Here is a 20,120-nt window from a genome sequence, read left to right on the forward strand (position 1 = left end):
CCAGGACGACGCACATACCCCCGCGCCAACCCCACCCCCGCCACATACAACTCCCCCACCACACCCGGCGGAACCAGCCTCAACCCCCCGTCCAGTACGTACACCCGGGTGCCGGTGACCGGCGCGCCGATCGGCGGCAGGCCGCCGCCCGCGAGCGGCCCCGAGACGGTCGCGCACACCGTCGTCTCGGTCGGCCCGTACGCGTTGATCATCGAGCGGCCCGGTGCCCAGCGTGCCACCAGCTCGGCGGGGCAGGCCTCGCCCGCCACCACGAGCGTGAGGCCCGCCGGGAGGCTGCCGGGGGCGAGCGCCGCCAGGGACGACGGCGGCAGGGTCAGGTGGGTCACGCCGTACGTGGCGACGGTCGCGGCCAGCGGCGCGCCGGGCAGCAGGCGGTCCGGAGGTGCGGTGACGAGGCAGGCGCCCGTAAGGAGGGCCATGCACAGTTCCCAGAACGACGCGTCGAAACCGGGCGAGGCGAAGGCCAGCACCCGGCTGCCCGGACCGGCGCCGAGGCGTTCGCGCTGGGTCGCGGCGAGGGCGGCGACGCCGTGGTGGGAGACCAGTACGCCCTTCGGCGTCCCGGAGGAGCCGGAGGTGTGGATCACGTAGGCGGGGTGGGCGGGGAGCGGCGCCGTCCGGTCGGCGTCGGTGAGGCCGGTGCCCGGCAGCGCCGCGAGGGCCCGTCGCGTGTCGTCCGCGTCCAGGAGGAGGCAGGGGACGGCCGTGCCGGGGAGCGCGGCGCCGGTCGCGTGGTCGGTGACCAGGAGAGCGGCGGGCACGTCGCGGAGCAGGAAGGCGATGCGCGCGGGCGGGTGGGCGGGGTCGAGGGGGAGGTAGGCGGCGCCTGCCTTCAGGACGGCGAGTACGGCTGTGACCAGGCCGGCGGAGCGCGGCAGCGCCAGGGCCACCACGCCTTCCGGGCCCGCGCCCCGGGTGGCCAGCAGCCGGGCCAGGCGGTTGGCGCGGGCGTCCAGTTCCGCGTAGGTGAGCCGGGTGCCGGGTGAGGTGACCGCCGGCGCGTCGGGGGTACGGGCCGCCTGGGCCGCGAACAGTTCGGGCAGCGTCGCGGCGGGCAGCGCCCGGGAGGCGGCGTTCCCGGCCTCCAGCAGCGTGTGCCGCTCGGCGTGGGTCAGGATCTCCAGGCTGCCGATGGGCCGGTCCGGGTCCGCGACGGCCGCTGCCAGCAGCCTGCGCAGGCGCGTGAGCAGCCCTTCGACGGTGGCCGGGTCGAAGAGAGCGGTACGGAACTCCGCCTCCCCTTCGAGTCCGGCCGGTGCCCGCCCGGCGTCCCGGCGTTCCCGTACGGCGACGGTGAGGTCCATCTTCGAGGTGCCGGTGGAGACGTGGAGTTCCTCGACCTCGACGTCCGGGAGGCCGTACGCCGGGTGCGCCGTGTGGTGCGTCGCGAGGGCGACCTGGAAGAGCGGGTTGCGGCCGGCCCTGCGGTCCGGGTTCAGCGCCTCGACCAGCCGCTCGAACGGTACGTCCTGGTGGTCGTAGGCCCGCAGATCGGTCTCCCGGACCCGGTCCACCAGCGTACGGAACGACGGATCGCCGGAGGTGTCGGTGCGCAGCACCAGCGTGTTGACGAAGAACCCGACCACGTCGTCCAGCGCCGCGTCGGTACGGCCGGCGACCGGCGTCCCCAGCGGAATGTCCGTGCCCGCCCCCAGCCGGGTCAGCAGCGCCGCCAGCGCGGCCTGCACCACCATGAACACACTCGCCCCGCACTGCCGGGCCAGCGCCACCACCCGGCCGTGCACCTCCGCGCCCCACCGGAACGCCACCGTCCCGCCCCGGTGGTCGGCGGCCGCCGGACGCGGACGGTCGTACGGCAACGGCAGCTCGTCCGGCAGGCCGCTCAGCTCCTGTCGCCAGAACGCGGTCTGCCGCGCCGCCAGGTCGCGGCCGGGCAGCAGCACGTCCCGCTGCCACAGTGCGAAGTCCGCGTACTGCACCGGCAGCGCGGCCCAGTCCGGCGCTCCCCCGTCCCGCCGCGCCTCGTACGCCGTCACCACGTCCCGCCACAACGGCCCCAGGGACCACCCGTCCGCCGCGATGTGATGGACGAGGAGCACCAGCAGCGCCTCGCCGCCCGGGCCCCGGAACAGCTCGGCGCGGAAGGGCAGTTCGCGGGTCAGGTCGAAGGCGTGCCGCGCGGCCCGTACCACCTCGGGCGCGTCGGCCGCCACCTCCTCGACGGGTGTCACCGTCAGGTACGCCCGCCGGCTGTCGTGGTCGCGCACCACCTGGTACGGCTCGCCGTCCGCCGCCTCCGCGAAGACCGTACGCAGCGCCTCGTGCCGCCCCACCACGTCCCCCAGCGCCGCGTCCAGCGCGTCGGCGTCCACCGCACCCCGCAGCTTCAGCACCAGCGGCACGTTGTACGTCGCGCCGGGCCCCTCCAGCCGGTGCAGGAACCACAGGCGTCGCTGCGCGGACGACAGCGGCAGCCGGGCGGGCCGGGCGGCGCGTACGACGGCGGGCCGGGCAGCCGCCGCGCCGTCCAGCCGCCGTGCCAGCGCGGCCGGCGTACGCGCCTCGAACAGGGCGCGGATGGTCAGCTCGCGGCCCAGCGCCGCGCGGGCCAGGCCGACGAGCCGCGCCGCGAGGAGGGAATGGCCGCCCAGTTCGAACCAGTCGTCCTCGGCCCTCACCTCCGGCAGACCGAGCACCTCGGCGAACAGGCCGCACAGGATCTCTTCACGGGCGTCGCGTGGGCCGCGCCCCGCGCCGACGCCGCCGGGTTCCGGAAGCGCTCGCCTGTCGAGCTTGCCGCCGGGGGCGAGCGGCAGCACGTCCAGCGGCACGACCGCCGAGGGCACCAGGTACGCGGGCAGCCGCTCGCCCAGGTACTGCCGCAGCGCGCCGGGGGCCGGAGCGTGCGCGTCCGCGAGGACCGCGTACGCCACCAGCCGCCGGTCGCCCGGACGGTCCTCGCGCACCACGACCGCGGCCCGGGCGACGGCGGGGTGGGCGGTGAGGGCCGCCTCGATCTCGCCCGGTTCGATGCGGAAGCCGCGTACCTTCACCTGGTCGTCGGTCCGCCCCGCGAACTCCAACTGCCCGTCGGCACGCCACCGCGCCAGATCACCGGTCCGGTACATGCGCTCCCCCGCTCCCCCGAACGGACAGGCCACGAAGCGCTCGGCGGTCGGGCCGGGCCGGTGCACGTACCCCCGCGCCAGCCCGGCTCCCGCCACGTACAACTCGCCCACCGCGCCCGGCGGTACCGGCCGCAGCGTCGCATCCAGCACGTACGCCCGGGTGCCGGTGATCGGCGTCCCGATCGGCGGCGGGCCGCCGCCCGTGAGCGGGCCGGACATGGTCGCGCACACCGTCGTCTCCGTCGGCCCGTACACATTGACCAGGCGGTGCGTGGGGCTCCACCGCTCCGCCAGGTCCGCGGGACACGGTTCGCCGGCCACCGCGAGGGCGACGTGCCGCGGCAGCGTACCGGGCGGCAGCCCGGCCAGGACGCTCGGCGGCAGCTTCAGGTGGGTCACGCCGAAGCGGGCCACGGCGTCGGCCAGTTCCCGGCCCGCGAGCAGGGTGCCGGCGGGGGCCACGGCCAGGGTGGCGCCGGAGAGGAGTGCGGTGCACAGGTCGGAGACGGAGGCGTCGAAGCTCAGCGAGGCGAAGAGCAGGACGACGCTGCCGGGGCCGGTGCCGAAGCGCGCGGTCTGTGCCGTGGCGAGTGCGGCGATGCCCGCGTGCGGGACCCGCACGCCCTTCGGGGTGCCGGTCGATCCGGAGGTGTGGATCACGTAGGCAGGGTGCTGGGGCAGCAGGGGCGCGGTGCGCTCGGTGTCCCGGACAGGGGTGCTCGGGAGGCGGCCGAGCAGGGCGCGGGTGTCCGGATCGTCCAGGACGCGGCGCGTCTCCGGGCCCGGCGGCAGCGTCCCCGCGGTGGCGGCGTCCGTGAGGAGCAGCACCGGCCGGGTGTCGTGCAGCAAGGTGGTGAAACGCTCGGCGGGGTACGCCGGGTCCAGGGGTACGTAGGCGGCGCCGGACTTCAGGACGGCGAGGACCGCGACGATCAGCCCGGCGGAACGCGGCAGGGCGAGGGCCACCGACCGTTCGGGGCCCGCGCCGTACCGGACCATCAGCCGCGCCAGCCGGTTGGCGGCCGCGTCGAGTTCGGCGTAGGTGAGCGTGGCGTCGGCGCACCGCAGCGCCGTGGCGTGGGGTGTCCGTGCTGCCTGGGCCTCGAAGAGGGCGGGCCAGGTGCGCGGTACGGGGGCGGGGCCCGGGGCGGTGCTCCAGGTGTGCAGGACGCGGGTGCGCTCCCCGGGCGAGAGGACGGGGAGGTCGCCCACGGGCCGGTCCGGGGCGTCCGCCACGGCTTTCAGGACGCGTACCAGGCGGTGGAGGGTGGCGGTCGCGGTGCGGGTGTCGAACGCGTCGGAGCGGTGGCCCAGTTTGAGGCCCAGCCGTTCGCCGGGGAGGACGGCGAGGCTCAGCGGGTAGTGCGTGCCGGAGGTGACCCGGGGTTCCGTGACCCGCAGCGGACCGGTGCCCGTACCCGTACTCGTCGCCGCTCCCGCTCCCGTACCGAGCGTCGCGGAGGGGAGGTTCTCGAAGGTCAGAAGGGTGTCGAAGAGCTGGTCGTGCCCGCAGAGGCGGTGCAGCCGGGAGAGGCCGACGTGCTGGTGGGGCAGCAGCCCGGCCTGTTCGTCCTGGAGGCGGGTCAGGGCCTGGACGAGGGGCCGGGCCGCGTCGAGACGTACCCGTACCGGCAGGGTGTTGTTGAACATCCCGACCATGTCCTCGACGCCCGGTACGCCCGCGGGCCGGCCGGAGACCGTGGCACCGAAGAGGATGTCGTCCTGCCCGGTCAGGCCGCGCAGGACCACGGCCCAGGCGCCTTGGAGCACGGTGTTCGGCGTCAGGCCGTGGCGGCGGGCCAGCGCGCGGAGGGACGCGGTCAGTCCGGTGGACAGCGTGGCCCGGACGCTACTGTGCTCCGCGGCCGCGACGGCGGTGCGTCCGGGCGCCACGAGGGTCGGTCCGTCCACGCCGGAGAGCGCCTGCTGCCAGGCGGTTTCGGCCGCCGTACGGTCCGCTGCGGCGAGCCGGCGCAGATGCTCCCGGTACGGCGCCGGGGCGGGCAGGGCCGTGGGGTCGCCTCCCGCCGCGTGGACGGCGAGCAGGTCCCGCAGCACCAGCGGCCCGGACCAGCCGTCCAGAATCAGGTGCTGGACCGTCAGCAGCAGCCGGTGCCGGGCGGGCCCGAGGCGCAGCAGGGTGAAGCGCAGCAACGGGCCGTGGGCCAGGTCGAAGCGGGTGGCGCGCGCGTCGGACGCGATGCGGTCCGCGCGGGCGGCCTGTGCGTCACCGGTCAGGGCCGCGAGGTCGTGCTCCGCCCACGGGAGGGGCACGGCCCGTGCGTGCTGCACCACCTGGACGGGTGTGCGCAGGCCGTCGTGCCGGAAGGCGACGCGCAGGGCGGGGTGCCGGTCCAGTACGGCCCGTCCCGCCGCGCGCAACGCGCCCGGGTCGAGGGGGCCGTGCAGGTCCACGGCGAGCTGGCTGGTGTAGACGTCCGGCGCCTGCTCGTCGAACAGGGCGTGGAAGAGCAGCCCTTCCTGGAGCGGGGTGAGGGGCCAGACGTCGGCCAGGTCCGGGCAGTCACGCGTCAGTCGCGCGGTCTCGTCCCCGGTGAGGGCGACGAGGGGGAAGTCGGCGGGTGTACGGCCGTCCGCGTCCGGTGCCGCCGCCCGGTCCGTGAGGGCGGTGAGCAGACCGGTCCAGGTGTCTGCGAGATCGCGTACCTCGTCCTCGGTGAACAGGGCCCCGGGCCAGGACCAGGTTGCCGTCAGGACCGGGCCGCCGGGCCGATCCTCGACCAGCGTGTCCAGCTCGACGAGGTGGGTGGCGGGCTGCGCGGGATCGGCGCCGCCGGTGATGCCGCCCGAGCCGGGCACCGGCGCCCAGTCCCCGGCCGTCCGGACGAGACGGCCGAGGTTGCTGTAGCCGATCAGCGGGCGGGTCCCGCCGGCGAGGGCCGGGGCGGTCTGGAGGTTGAGGTGGCGGAGCAGGCCGTATCCGAGGCCGCTGCCGGGCACCGCGCGCAGTTGTTCCTTGACGCGCCGGAAGGCCCGGTCCAGCGCGGGTCCGCCGGAGCGGAGCCGGACGGCGTCGGCGCTGCCCGGATCGAGGCGTACGGGGTGGACGCTGGTGAGCCAGCCGACGGTCCGCGCCAGATCGGCGCGGGCGGCCGCGCCCCGCGCCGTACCACCGTCCGCGTCCGGTGCGTCCTCCGCGTCGTCGCGGCCGTGCCCTTCGATGTCGAGCAGTACGGCGGTGTCCGGGCAGCCCGTGCGGCGGCGACGCCAGTCGGCGACGGCCAGGCCGAGGGCGGTCAGGAGGAGGTCGTCGGTCCTGCCGTGCAGGGCGGCGGGCGCCGGGCCGAGCAGCGGGGCCGTACGCTCCGGCGGCAGGGTCAGGGTCACTCGCCGTACCGTGCTCGTCAGGTCGCGGACCGGGTCGTACGGGAGTTGGGACAGGGGCGGTTCGGTGGTGCCGGTCAGGGCGGTCCACAGAGGGAGTTCGGCGATGCGGTCGGGCTGTTGGGCCAGGTCGGCGAGCCGCTGGGACCAGGCCCGCAGCGAGGTGCCGACCGGTTCGAGAGCGGGTGGGCGGCCTGCCGCGGCGGCTTCCCAGGCAGCTTGCAGGTCGGGCAGCAGCACGCGCCAGGAGACACCGTCCACGGCGAGGTGGTGGATCGTCAGCAGCAGCCGTCCCGGCCTGTCGGGACCGGCGTCGAACCAGACGGCCTGGAGGAGGCCCGCGGTCCGGTCCGACTCCGGGTCCAGCCGGTCGCGTGCGGCGTCCTTGTGGCGGCGTACGGCGTCGTCGAACGCGGCGTCGTCCAACTCCGTCACATCGACCCGTTGGACGAAGTCCGGGGCAGTGCCCGCCACGGCGTCAGCGTCGGCCTGTCGGGGGCCGGGCGGGGCGATGTCCAGGGCCCAGGCCACGCCGCCCACCCGCGTCAGCCGCAGCCGCAGCGCGTCGTGGTGGTCGATCACCGTACGCAGCGCGGTGGCCAGGTGCCCGGTGCCGAGGCCGGGCGGCACCTGGACCAGGACGGACTGGTGGCAGCCCGCCACCGCCGCGCCGGTCTCCCGGAGGGCGTGCATGACGGGGGTGAGGGGCAGCGGCCCGCTGTCGTGCCCGGCGGGGCCGGTCGGCGCGTCCTCCCCGGCGGGGCCGACCGGCGCGTCCCCGGCCGGGCCCGCCTGCGCGGCGAGGGCTTCGACGGTGGGGTGGCGGAAGACGTCGCGCGGGGTCAGGGCGAGTCCGGCCCGCCGGGCCCGGCTGACGAGCTGGAGGGCGATGATGCTGTCCCCGCCGAGATCGAAGAAATCGTCGTCCACGCCGGCCGCGTCGGTACCGAGGCCGAGCACCTCGGCGAAGAGCCGGGACAGTGTCCGCTCCCGGCCGTCGCGGGGTGCCCGGCACGAGGAGACCGCCGCGTGACCGGGCTTCGGGAGGCGGGCCCGATCGAGCTTGCCGCCGGTGGTCAGCGGCAGGGTGTCCAGGGCGACGATCGCGGCGGGCACCATGTGGTCCGGCAGCCGCGCGGCCGCGTGCCGGCGCAGCTCCCGCGGGTCGGCGGCCCGTCCGGGGGCGGAGGTCACATACGCGACCAGTCGCCGGTCGCCCGGCCGGTCCTCGCGGGCGACGACCGCGGCCGTGCCGACCGCGGGGTGCGAGGTCAGCGCGGCCCGCACCTCCCCCGGCTCGATACGGAAGCCCCGCACCTTCACCTGCTCGTCCGCGCGGCCCACGAACTCCAGCGAGCCGTCGGTGCGACGGCGGACCACGTCCCCGGTCCGGTACATCCGCTCCCCCGGCGGCCCGAAGGGGCAGGCGACGAAGCGTTCGGCGGTGAGCGCGCTCCGGCCCAGGTAGCCGCGTGTCAGCCCGGCGCCCGCGATGTACAGCTCCGCCGCGACGCCCGGAGGGGCCGGGCGCAGCGCGTCGTCCAGGACGTGGGCACGGACGCCGCCCAGCGGCCGGCCGAGGGGCGGGGCCTGGGCGTCCGGCAGGGGCCCGTCGAGGAACCCGGCGACGACGAACACCGTGGTCTCGGTGGGTCCGTACGCGTGGACGAAGCGCGCGCCGGGCAGCAGGTCGCGGCCTTCCCGCGCGGTGCGGGGCATGAGCACTTCGGCGCCGAGTTCGACGCGGCGCAGGGCGAGTTCTCCGGCAAGGCCGGGTTCCTCGCGCAGGGCGTGGGTCAGTTGCTCGAAGGCGGTCGGCGTCTGGTGGAGCTGGGTGACGCCTTCGCGTACGAGCAGCCGCAGCAGTTCCGCCGGGGAGCGGCTCTCCTCGTACGGCACCACGACCAGCCGGCCGCCGTGCAGCAGGGGCCCCCACATCTCCCAGACCGAGAGGTCGAAGGTGTGCGAGTGGAGCAGCGGCGTCACGTCGTCGGCGCGGAAGTCGAGCGCCGGGGCGTCGCCGAACAGGCGGGCCACGGCGTGGTGCGGGACCACCACGCCCTTGGGTTCCCCGGTGGAACCGGAGGTGTGGATGACGTAGGCCGGGTGCGCGGGAAGCAGCGGGCAGATGCGCTCGTGGTCGTGTACGGGCGCGTCGGAACGCCGACCGTCGGCGTCGGCCGGCTCCGGGCCGTCCAGGACCGGCTCCGGGCCGTCCCAGGCGAGGTGCGGGACGGGCCGCTCGGCCGCCGGTGTCCTGCTGGTGAGGAGCAGCACCGGCCGGGCCGCGCGCAGGATCCTGTCGTTGCGTTCGGCGGGGTGGCCGGGTTCCAGCGGCACATAGGCCGCGCCGGTCTTCAGCACCGCGAGCACGGCGACGACGAGGCCGGACGAGCGCGGCAGCTCCAGCGCCACGAACCGCTCGGGCCCGGCGCCCCGCTCGATCAGCAGCCGGGCCAGGCGGTTGGCGGCCGCGTCGAGCCGGCCGTACGTCAGGGTGGCACCGCGGAAGGTCACGGCCGCGGCGCCGGGCGTACGGGCCGCCTGGCGCGCGAACAGCTCCGGCAGCAGGGCCTGATGCGTGTCCCGGCCGGTGGTGGCCGGGACGGTAGCGGCCGCAACCCGCTCCGGGGCAGCGGCGCGCTCACCTGCCGTGTACACGTCGAGATCGCCGATCGGCCGGTCGGGGTCGGCAGTCGCGTCGGCCAGCAGATGCCGCAGCCGTTCCAGGAAGGCGTCGACGGTGGTGTGGTCGAAGAGGTCGGCGTTGAAGTGGGCGACGCCGGTCAGGGTGTCCGGCCCGGTGGCATCGCCGGGCGTCTCCGTGATGCCGATCTCCAGGTCGGTGACGAGGGGGCCGGTGTCCAGCTCCCGCGCCTCGGCGGTGAGGCCGGGCAGTTCGGGGGCGGCGGCCGGGGTGTTCTGCCAGACCAGCAGGGTCTGGAACAGCGGATGGCGGTCGCCCGTCCGGTCCGGGCGGAGCGCCTCCACGACCCGTTCGACGGGCAGGTCCTGGTGGGCGTACGCCTCCAGGCAGGTGGCGCGTACCTGGGCGAGCAGCGTACGGAAATCCGGCGCGCCCGACGTGTCGACGCGCAGCACCACCGTGTTGACGAAGAAGCCGACCAGGTCGTGCAGCGCCTCGTCGGTGCGTCCGGCGACGGGGGTGCCGATCGGGATGTCCTCGCCCGCGCCCAGCCGCGTCAGCAGCGCGGCGAGTCCCGCCTGCACCACCATGGACGGCGTCGCACCGCATTCCCGCGCCAGCGCGCGCACCGCTTCCAGGAGGGCGCCGTCCCACTGGAAGCGGCAGGTGCCGCTGCGCCCGGTGGGCGTGTCCGGTCGTGGCCGGTCGCAGGGCAGCGCGATCCGCTCCGGCAGCCCGGCCAGCTTCTTCGTCCAGTAGCCGAGTTGTACGGCGGCCGTGCTGGCGCCGGTTCCGTCGTCGGTGTCGAGCAGTTCGCGCTGCCACAAGGTGTAGTCGGCGTACTGGGCGGGCAGCGGGGCCCAGGTGGGCGGGCGGCCGTGCCTGCGCTCCTCGTAGGCGTGCGAGAGGTCGTGCCACAGGGGTGCCAGGGACCAGCCGTCGGCCGCGATGTGGTGCACCGTCAGGGACAGCAGATGCTCGTCCGGCCCCAGGTCGAACAGCCGGGCGCGTACGGGCGGCTCGGCCGCGAGGTCGAAGCCTTGGCGCGCGGCCGCCTCGACCAGGCCCCGGACGGCGTCCGGCGTGGTCTTCGTGACGGTCAGCCGGAGCGGCACCGCGTCCGGGGGCAGGACGCACTGGTGTGGTCCGCCGCCGCCCTCCGGGAAGACCGTACGCAGCGGCTCATGGCGCACCACGACATCGCGCAGCGCCGCTTCCAGTGCCTGCCGGTCGAGCGGGCCGGAGAGTCTGAGGGTGAGCGGGAGGTGGTGGGTGGGGCGTGACCCTTCCAGGCGGTGCAGGAACCACATCCGGCGCTGCGCGAAGGACAGCGGCAGCTCCGCGGGGCGCGGCTCCCGGACCGTCGGCGCGGGGCGGCGCCCCCCGGCGGTCAGCCGGGCGGCCAGGCCCGCCGGGGTCGGCGCCTCGAACACCGCGCGCAGGCTCAGTTCCGTACCGAAGGCCGACCGCACCCGGTTCACCAGCCCCGTGGCCAGCAGGGAGTGCCCGCCGAGGTCGAAGAAGTCCTGGTCGGGGCCGACTTCGGCGAGGCCCAGGGTCTCCGCGAAGAGCCCGCACAGGACTTCCTCGCGGGCGTCGCGCGGTGCGCGTCCGCCGGGTGCGTGGTGGGTGGCGCCCGGGTCCGGCTCGGGCAGGGCCCGCCGGTCCAGCTTGCCGTTGACCGTCATCGGCAGCGCGTCGAGGACCATGACGGTGGCCGGGACCAGGTGGCGCGGCAGCCGGGCCGCGACGGCCTCGCGAACGGCGGCGCCGAGCCCGGCGTCGGCCCGGCGCCGGGCCGGTTCGCTGGTCAGTGCCCGCAGGGAGCGCAGGTCGCCGCGGGGGTGTTCTGCCGGGCGGTGCACGTCGGTGTACGCCACGGGGAGCGTTGTTCCGGGGCGCGCGCCTTCGCCCGTACGGCCGTCGTCCTCGTCTTCGCGCAGGAACACGGCGTCCAGGCTGCCGTCGTCCGCCCCGGACCAGGTGACGAGCGCCTGGTAGCCGGCTCCGGCGGCCAGCTCGTGCAGGTGCTCCGGATCGACGGCGGATCCGGGGCCGGTGCCGGGCGGTCCGGCGGCCGGTCCGGTCTCGTCCAGGCGCCCGTTGGGGATGTCGCTCACCCGCAGTACGCCGGGCCGGCCGGTGCGCAGCCGCTCCGCCAGCGACGGCAGGCCGGGCACCTCGCTGCCCCACCGCACGCGGGGCGCGTCGGCGAGCGACACCACGGGGACCGGGCCCTTGCGCAGCACCACGTCGTACCGGTAGCGGTTCAGCTCGTTGTGGTGCCGCCCGCGTTTGACGCGGATGTCCACCGCGCCCGCCTCGGGCAGCGGCCCCTCGGGCAGGGCGGTGAAGAAGCCGGGGGCGATCAGCAGTTCCTTGTCGCGCGCCATGCTCTGCCGGACCACGGCGTCGTGCGGCACGGCGCCACGGGCCGCCGCGCGGTGCCGGAGCAGCGCCGTGTGGAAGTGGCGGGCGAGCCGGAAGTCGCGTACGTCGCCGACGAAGAGAGCGCCACCGGGAGCGAGGCGGTCGAACGCGCCGCGCAGCACGGCGAGGAGGTGGCCCGCGTCGGGGAAGTACTGGACGACGGAGTTCAGTACGATGACGTCGAAGCCGCCCTCGGGCAGGCCCCGCATGTCGTCGGCGGCCTGGTGGGTGAGCGTGGTGCGGGCGGCCAGTGCGGGGTCCGCCGCGAGCTGGGCGCGCAGTCCGGTGACGGCCTCGGCGGACAGGTCGGTGCCCCAGTAGCTCTCGCAGTGCGGGGCGAGCCGGGCCAGCAGGAGACCGGTACCGACGCCGATCTCCAGGACGCGGCGGGGCCGCAGGGCCCGCACCCGCCGCACCGTGGCGTCCCGCCACTCGCGCATCTCCTCCAGGGGGATCGGCCGTCCGTCGGCGCTGCTGCGCCACCCCGCGAAGTCCTCGCCCAGGGCCGCGGGCCGGCCTTCGGAGGTGGCGTACAGGTCGTCGTACACCTGCTGCCAGGCCGCCGGCGCCTCGTCGGTGCCCGCCGCGCGTCCGGTGGGTCCGCCCGGTGCGGGGTGCGGATGCGGTACGACGTAACCGACCAGGCTCGGCCCGCCGTCCGCGTCGCGGTGGACAGCCACCGCCGCCTGCGCGACGTCCGGGTGAGCCGCGAGCGCGCACTCCACCTCGCCCGGCTCGATACGGAAACCGCGGATCTTGACCTGGTCGTCGGTGCGGCCGGCGAACTCCAGCGCGCCGCCGGGTCCCCGCCGCACCAGGTCTCCGGTCCGGTACATGCGCGCGCCGGGCGGGCCGAACGGGCAGGCCACGAAGCGTTCGGCGGTCAGCCCGGGGCGGTTCAGGTAGCCGCGTGCCAGGCCCCGGCCCGCGACGTACAGTTCGCCCGGGCCACCGGGCGGCGCCTCGGCCAGCCGGCCGTCGAGCACGTACAGCGCGAGATCCGTGAGGGCCTCCCCGATGGTGCTCGGCGCGCCGGGCCGGGCGAGGGTCCGGTCGTAGGCGGCGTAGGTGGCGTGCACGGTGGTCTCGGTGGTGCCGTACATGTTGACCAGCAGCGGCGCGTCGTCGGGGTGCCGGTCGTACCAGTCGGCGAGGCGAGCGGGGTCGAGCGCCTCGCCGGCGAGGACGACCGTGCGCAGCGGGGCGTTCCGCAGGACGTCGGGGTGTTCGCGGTCGGCGGTTTGCAGCGCGGCGAAGGCCGTCGGTGTCTGGCTCAGGACGGTGACCCGTTCACGGGCGAGCAGTGCCAGGAACGCGTCGGGGGCCCGGCCGGTCCGGTACGGGACGATCACGAGCCGCCCGCCGGTCAGCAGCGCGCCGAACATCTCCCACACCGAGACGTCGAAGGCGTGGGAGTGGAAGAGGGTCCAGGTGTCCTCCGGGCCGAAGCGGAACCGGTGTGCCGTGGAGGTGAGCAGGCGGACGACGTTGTCGTGGGTGACCTCCACGCCCTTGGGGATGCCCGTGGAGCCCGACGTGTGGATGATGTACGCGCGGTCGTGCGGGCCCGGCCGCCCGCCGAGGTCGGTGTCGGTGACGGGCGCGGGCGAAGCCTCGTCCAGGAGCCGACGCGTACCGTCGTCGTCGAGCACGAGCGCGGGCAGGCCGGTCCCGGCGGGCAGCCCGCCCGCCACCTGCCGGGCCGTCAGTACGGCTGCGGGCGCCGTGTCCCGCAGCAGGAAGGCGATGCGCTCGGCCGGGTACGCCGGGTCCACCGGCACGTAGGCCGCACCGCACTTGAGCACCGCCAGGACCGCCACGACCAGATCCGCCGTACGCGGCAGCACCAGTGCCACCAGCCGCCGCGGGCCGGCACCCCGGCCGAGGAGCACCCGGGCCAGCCGGTTGGCGGCGGCTTCCACCTCCGCGTACGTCATCCGTACGTCCCCGTGCACCACGGCGACGGCGCCGGGCGTGCGCTCCGCCTGCCGGGTGAACAGCTCGCCCAGCGTCTTGGGGGGCACGTCCCGGCCGGTGTCCGGCGCTTCGCCGGGCAGCGCGCCGGACTGTTCGTCGAACGTCACTTTCGTAGTCCTCTCGCACAACGGGCGCGCGTCAGGACGGCGCGGGGCCGCACAACGGTGTCGGGAGCGGCAGCGGCCGCCGGGAGCGGCGCCCCCTCGACCCCGCCCGGTCAGCTCCAGTACTGCAGGGGCTCGTCGGGCCCCTTGCAGGCGATGAACGCCGCCATGCCGACGCGGTGGCCGCCCCGGGCCGGGGTGACGGCGTGCAGCATCCGGGAGCTGAAGACGATCAGGTCACCGGCCCGCGGATGGATCACGTGTGCCGGGGGCTCCACGGTCGCCGGGTCCAGCCCCTCGACCTCCAGGATGGTGCGGGCCTCCGCGCTCGTGGGATCGCGCCGCCACAGTTGGAGGTCGCCCCCCTCCTCGGGCACCTGGAGGTAGATGTTGGCGACCAGTTGCTCGGTCACCCCGGCGATCTCGGGGGCGTCCGTCTCCTGCTCGATGCGGTCGTTGTGCGGAGGGAAGACCGAGGTCGTGGGGTGGAAGACGCGCAGCGCGCCGACGAAGCACGGCCGGCCGCGCAGCCGCAGCAGGTCGGCACCGGCCGGCCAGCATTCCTGGAGCAGCAGCCGTACGTGGTCCACCGGCGACAGATACGGTGCGAACAGGGCGCGCACCTCGTGGATCGAGGGGAGTGCGGCGTCGTGGTACCGGGCGGTCAGTTCGGGATTCCACGCCGTGTCGATGTGCGGCATGTGCACTCGTCCCACCGTACTCGTATATTTCTTGTGATAATTCCCCAGTGCTTTGTGCCGTACGGCTTTCCGGGCCACGTCCTCCGCGATCCGCCGGTCGCAGAAACCGGGTACGTGAATGGCGGCGATCTCCCGGCGGGCCAGCCGCAGCAGAGAATCCCGGGTCAGTGCACGGGTGAAGTCGCCGTCCCCGGTGCGGTCGGGCGCCGCACCGGCACCGGCGTCGGAACCAGTCGAGGTCACGTCGTCACTCTCCACTCAACGGTGCACAGCAAGGAAAACACCGGGCGGCCGCCGGCCCGTCACCGCACGGCCGCCCCGGGCCTCGTCACAGGAGAAACCGAGGTGGCGCCGGAGCATATGACCAAATGCACTGAGGATTCCGCTCCCGCTCGGGCCCGCACACCCGCTTCGGGAAAGCCCGGGTACGCCCGCACAGTTTCTCCCGGCCCGCCTCCCGCTACACCGCACGCACCGGCAGCCCGTCCCATCGGGGGAATGGGAAGGCTTCCCATGGACGGGTGCCGGTGGAACGACGGTCCGACAAACTGCGGAGCATGATGAACATCCCGGCTCCGTTGCGGGCGGCTCCGGGACCCGTTTCCACCGGTGCCGGGACCCGGTGCCGCGCCCCGCCCCAACCGGGGCTCCGGGACCCGTCTCGCCCCGCCCCCGGGCGGCCCCGCCTCAACCGGTGCCGCTGGGCACCACGCACTCGGCCGGCTGGGGCTTCTTCTCCGGCCAGCCCAGGCCCACGAACGCCACCCGCCGGGTGCGCGGGTCCAGTTGCACCACGGCCACCGGCTTGTCGTAGGCGTTCCCGCCATTGGTGAGGCAGATCCAGCCGCTGGCGCCGCGCACCCGGTGTGCGGCCTCCAGGCGCGGCCACTCGGCGGCGACGCGTTCCCTGGACGGTATCGATTCGGCGGCCTGGGCGTTCGCCAGGAAAATGGCCTCGGCGATGGTGCGTACGCCGTCATAGACCAGCATCGTGCGGGAGTCCTCCAGTTGCACGGCGCCGATGTCGCCGGTGGCCGGCTGGTCGATCAGGTCACGGAGCACCTGGAGTTCCTTGCGCGGATCGGTCAGATAGTCCGGCCGGTCCGCGGCCGCCGGTTTCCTGCCCGTCTTCGCCTGCTGCTCCTTCTCCCACGCGCGCAGCGCCACGTCCCAGGCGTCGGGGTGGCCGGGGGCCGCGTACTGCACGGTGATCGTGGGGCTTCCGCCGTCACCCCGGAGCCGCTCCCAGTCGTCGTCGGTCAGATACCGGTCCAGGGTCGCCGCGCCCGAGCCGCTGACGATGGTGTATTTCTTTCCGTGGCACGGCACTTCGGCCAGTTTCAGGGCGAAGAGCCGGAGGTGGACCGGGCGCCCCGCGAAGTAGACGACGCGCGCGTCCGATGCGCAGATGTTGTGCCCTATCAGCGAGAAGTGGTTTCCGGTCTGGCCCGGGTCGTTGATGCCGGGCGATTCGAAGACCTGGTCCTTCGGTCCGGGCGGGCCCGGCTCCGGGCGGCTGAACGCCTTGGCGAGCGACTCGTCGTAGATGTCGTGCGGCCGGGTGTCCCTGACCAGCACGGTCTCCGCGTCCCGCAGCCCGCCGTGGAAGTTGGCGAGGGCGTCCGCCTGCTGCCGGTTGGTGGGAATGATGCGGGCCAGGCCGGGGAACGGGAGCCGGCCGCCGGGGTTGTCGGGGTTGGCGATCTCGTCGGCGCTGACCCGGCTGGCGAGGACCGGAATGCTCAGCTCGTTGGTCAGCCGCGCGACGGCTTTCTTGGTGGCACCGAGGCTCAAATTGAATCCGGTGACGGCCCGCAGGTTGTCCCGCGGGGAGTCCGCCATCGCCGCGAGCTGGTCCACCACTTTTTCCTGCTGTGCGTAGTCGGCGCCGGGATTGGCCAGGACAAGGCGCAGCAGCGGGGAGTTCTCCGTGCGGTTGGCCCGGTACTGCGCCAGGTAAGCACCCTGCAATTCGCTGCGGAGCTGTCTGCGTTCGGCCGGCATTTTCGGCTGCAACGGCAGCATCATCGCCACGGTGACACTGTTCTCCTGACCGTCGGCCCGCCCGTTCTCCGCACCGACGACCCGCTCGTTCTCCTTGCGGATCGCCTCGGCGACCTTCCGGATCTCCGCGACTCCGAAGTCGTAGCCGGAACCGTTGACACCGATGCACTCACCGGCGCTCTTCTCGACCCCCTCGGCGCAGCGTTCGGGTTCCCCGAACTTCGCCGGGAGGAGGATCGCGGCGGGGACGACCACGGCCAGAACGACGAGCACCGTGAAAGCCTTGCGGATCCAGGTGGCCCAGAACGTGTTGTACAGCCAGTTCAGCAACGCCGCACCCTCCCTCACCCGATGTGTCTCGTGCACGTACACGGTCTGAGCGGCTGCTTGTTCGCGAGCCGGTCGCTCCAGTCGCGGGCCGTCTGCGTCAGCGTCCCGGCCCCGGCAGCGGGCTCCTCCCCCAGCCGCTCCAGCAGCTTGGGCAGGGTCTCGGTCACGGCCTCGTCGAGCGGCTCCGTACGGTCCTCGCAGAGCCGTACGGCGTGCAGCAGCCGGTCGATGCGCTTGCGCCGCACGTCACCGGCCACCTCCGCCTCGCCCAGCGCCCGCGCGCGCCGGTCGTCGGTGCGGCCGAGCAGCGGCGCCTCCGCGATCGCCAGCAGTTCGTCGCACCAGACCCGGGCGCTGCGGGTGAGGAAGGTGCGGTCGAGGTGGTCCGTGACCGCCTCGGCCTCGCCGACCGCCAGGTGGTGGTGCATGCCGTGCGCGGCGGCGGAGCCGAAGAGTTCGTCGGCCGCGTCGTCCTCCAGGGCCCGGTAGTGGTCCCGCAGCAGGATGTGGTCGGCGTGCCAGGCCGCGCCGTCCGCCCGCAGCCGGTACAGGCGCCGCATCAGCAGGCGGCGCAGCCCGAGGTCGCCGATGAAGTGCCGGGGGCAGTGCGGCCAGCCGCTGTCCCGCAGCAGCTCGGCGATGCGGTACGCGGACAGGCGCTCGTCCCGGCCCGCCTGCACCTCGCGCATCAGGGTCTGGGCGCACTCCGCGTCGTGCGCCACCGACAGGTGGCTGAGCAGGTCGAGCCAGTGTCCGCGCTGCTCCGGCGGGAGTTCCTCCGGCGGCTGCCGGACGACGAGGTCGTCCAGCAGGAGGTCCGCGACCGGGCGGCCCTCCGCGTCCTCCCCGGAGCGCACCCGTGCGTCCAGCAGGGCCCAGTCGGTGCCCTCCCCGGGCTCCCGGAACGTCAGCGACGCGGTCGCCTCCCCCAGCCGGGTCACGAACAGCGGACGTCCGCCGCTCAGCCGGTGGATGCCGCTGTCGATGCGGAGCTGGGCGGCGTTGTCGCCGCGCGCCCGCCGCACCTGGAGGCGGGCCGTCTCCCTGGACTGCTGGTCGCGCGTCAGCATCGGCATACGGACCAGGAGGACACCCCGCGACAGGGGCGTCAGGCCCGGTACGCCACCGGACGGACGGCTCCACCGCGGCAGGCCGCCGTCGGAAGGCCGCCAGCTCACGGGTGCGTCGTCCTCCGTACCACCGACGTGGTACAGGAACCGCCCGCCGTCCTCCCGCCGAGCGGTCGCCATGACCACCAGCCGGTCGAGGTGCCCGCGCTCGCGGTCCTCCAGCACCGGCCGCACCAGCCGCCGGCCCAGGGCGTTGTCCGCGTGGTCGAGCAGCAGGGCGGGGCGCCCGGCCCGGGACAGCCGGCCCAGCAGCGACACGTACGCGGCTTCGATGTCCTGCCGCAGCGCGCGGAAGAGGAAGCCCTCGGCGACCTCGCGTGCTTCGCCGCCCTGCTGGAAGTGCGAGGCCAGCGAGTGCAGGCCCAGCTTGGGGTGGCCGCCCGCGCCCGTGTACTCGCCGTAGCACGCCGCCAGCAGCGCCTTGCCTTCCTGGGAGGTGCGGGCGAGCAGCTCGTCGAGGACGGCGTTGATGAACGGTACGGCTCCGGGGTGGGCCACCAGCCCCGCGACGACGCCGACGTAGGCCCGGCCCGCCCGGTTCAGCACGCCCCGCCAGAAGGAGCCGCGCGGCAGCAGTTCGTCGTGCCGTTGCACCTCACTGACCAGGGTGACCGTGTCGGCGAGCGGATCGCTGGCCGCGACCGCCGCGAGCCCCGCGTACAGGCGCGGGGTGGCGACCGCGCCGCCGTCGCCCTGCCACGCGCTGAACTGCCGGGCGACCTCGCGCAGCACCTCGGTCGTCACCGACCGCGTCCGCGGGTGCTGTTCGGCCAGTTCCCGGTACACCGTCAGGCCGCAGTCGACGTGCGCCGTCGGTACGTGGCGGCCGAACTCGTTCCGTACGCAGTGCAGGAACCGGCCCTTGCCCGTACCGGGCCCGCCGACGAGCAGAATCACGGGCAGGTCGGAGCCGTGCAGCAGCTTGCGGTTGCGCCCCGCGCGGGTCTTGCCCAGCAGCCGGGCCACCAAGCCGTCGTCGTCGAGCAGCTTGTCGAATCCGAGATCGTCAGGCACGGGTCCCCCGATGCGTCACCGACCGTACCGCTTGTGATGACACGTCAGGCTAGTGCAGATCCCGGGCTTTCAGGGAGGGTCGCTCCCGGCCGAACCTTCCGTCACGGCACCACCACCCGCTGCTCCTGGCGCCCGAAGAGGCGGAAGCGGGCGATGCCGGAGCACCCACGGTGATGTGCCGGCACGCGTGCCCGGCAGCCCCGACGGGGAATGCTGACCGCTGCCGAAGAGGCGGGCCGGGGCGCCGTCGTCACCGGCTTTCTGCCGCCGAACGACCCCGGCCCGCCTGGGCTTCGTTCATCTTCCCCGAGGAACGAAGCGAGTCGATACTGCCCACCGAGGTCGCTCCCATGCGCGCCACCGCGACGATCACCCGGACAGCGCAGCACGGGCTGTCCAGCCGCCTTTCACCACGCGGGTTCCGCCGGTCTCCGCCGTCCCCTCCCTGGCGCCCCTCAACTCCCGGTTCCGGTGCGGGTACCCGACGCGCGGTGTCATCGGCCGCTGCCCGGGGCAGACGGCGTCGGCCGGCACCTGCGTGCGGCAGCGGGGCGCGATGCGGCGCGGCGTGGCCGTACCGTCGCCGTCAGGCGGAGGAACGGCCACGCCCCGGGAGGCGGTAGATGTTCTCCGCCCGGATGCCCTCGAAGTCCTCGACGAGGTTGAAGCAGACCCGCTCCCCCGACGTCAGCGTGCGGGCCGGTTCGTCCCCCTGGATCGCCGAACGGTAGGCGAGGACGTCCGGTCCTCCGCCGGTCTGGGCCACCAGGCCCGCACCTCGCTCGTGGTCGAACCACTTGACGACGCCATGGGGCACAGCAATCACCTCTGTCGGGTGCGGTGAGCAGAGCAGGACATCCCACGGGTGCCCCCTCACCGGTGGTTAAGGGAGCGCATTGACAGGCGCACGTAGCTCGGAACCGGCGCCCGGCACAGCCTTCGCACAGGCGCGCGCCGTCTCCGCGCCGGAGCCTGTGCCGGTACCCGGCCATCGTTCCGGCCGTCGTTCCGGTCGGCGTTCCAGGCCGCGTACCGGCTGGCGCTCCGGCACGGCCGCCGCCCCAGGCCGCACCCGGTCGGACCGCTCCTCAGCCGCGGGGCGACAGCGGTACGACCATCAGCGGAACCTTTCGATCAGCTCCGCGCCGAGCACGGCACCGCCGCACCGCCGGAAGGTGTCGCGCGCCGCGTCCAGGCGTACGCGTACGCCGGGGCGGTTCTCGGCGCGGGACACGGCGCACCCCTGCCGGGCCTTCGGCGCCGCCCGCATCGCCGGGTACACGCAAGGAGTGCCGTCCCGCAGGGTGGCGAACCCCACGGGCATCCGG

Annotated in this window: 6 protein-coding genes; all 6 read right to left on the reverse strand. The window is 74.8% G+C overall.

The annotated features are described in order from the left end of the window. Window positions 1–13,616 (reverse strand): amino acid adenylation domain-containing protein (locus tag ACH4EB_RS34020; RefSeq protein WP_398352140.1); only part of this gene is annotated, 13,616 nt, incomplete at its 3' end. Between the two features lie 110 nt (window positions 13,617–13,726). After that, on the reverse strand, window positions 13,727–14,557 hold the full coding sequence (locus tag ACH4EB_RS34025) for a 2OG-Fe(II) oxygenase (protein WP_398352141.1): 831 nt from the start codon (window positions 14,555–14,557) through the stop codon (window positions 13,727–13,729). A gap of 444 nt (window positions 14,558–15,001) precedes the next feature. Then, the gene (locus ACH4EB_RS34030) at window positions 15,002–16,648 is read right to left on the reverse strand and encodes an amino acid ABC transporter substrate-binding protein (RefSeq protein WP_398352142.1); all 1,647 of its coding nucleotides are present in this window, start codon (window positions 16,646–16,648) and stop codon (window positions 15,002–15,004) included. Window positions 16,649–16,662: 14 nt separating this feature from the next. Next, window positions 16,663–18,792, reverse strand: a complete 2,130-nt coding sequence (locus tag ACH4EB_RS34035) for a hypothetical protein (protein ID WP_398352143.1) — start codon at window positions 18,790–18,792, stop codon at window positions 16,663–16,665. Window positions 18,793–19,378: 586 nt separating this feature from the next. Further along, window positions 19,379–19,609, reverse strand: a complete 231-nt coding sequence (locus ACH4EB_RS34040) for a cold-shock protein (RefSeq protein WP_398352144.1) — start codon at window positions 19,607–19,609, stop codon at window positions 19,379–19,381. 300 nt (window positions 19,610–19,909) lie between these two features. After that, entirely contained in the window at window positions 19,910–20,110 is a 201-nt protein-coding gene (locus tag ACH4EB_RS34045; RefSeq protein WP_398352146.1) for a hypothetical protein, read from the reverse strand. Window positions 20,111–20,120 lie beyond the last annotated feature (10 nt).

Origin of the sequence: Streptomyces sp. NPDC018045, assembly GCF_044327445.1 — a bacterium.
In the GTDB taxonomy this organism is placed as follows: domain Bacteria; phylum Actinomycetota; class Actinomycetes; order Streptomycetales; family Streptomycetaceae; genus Streptomyces.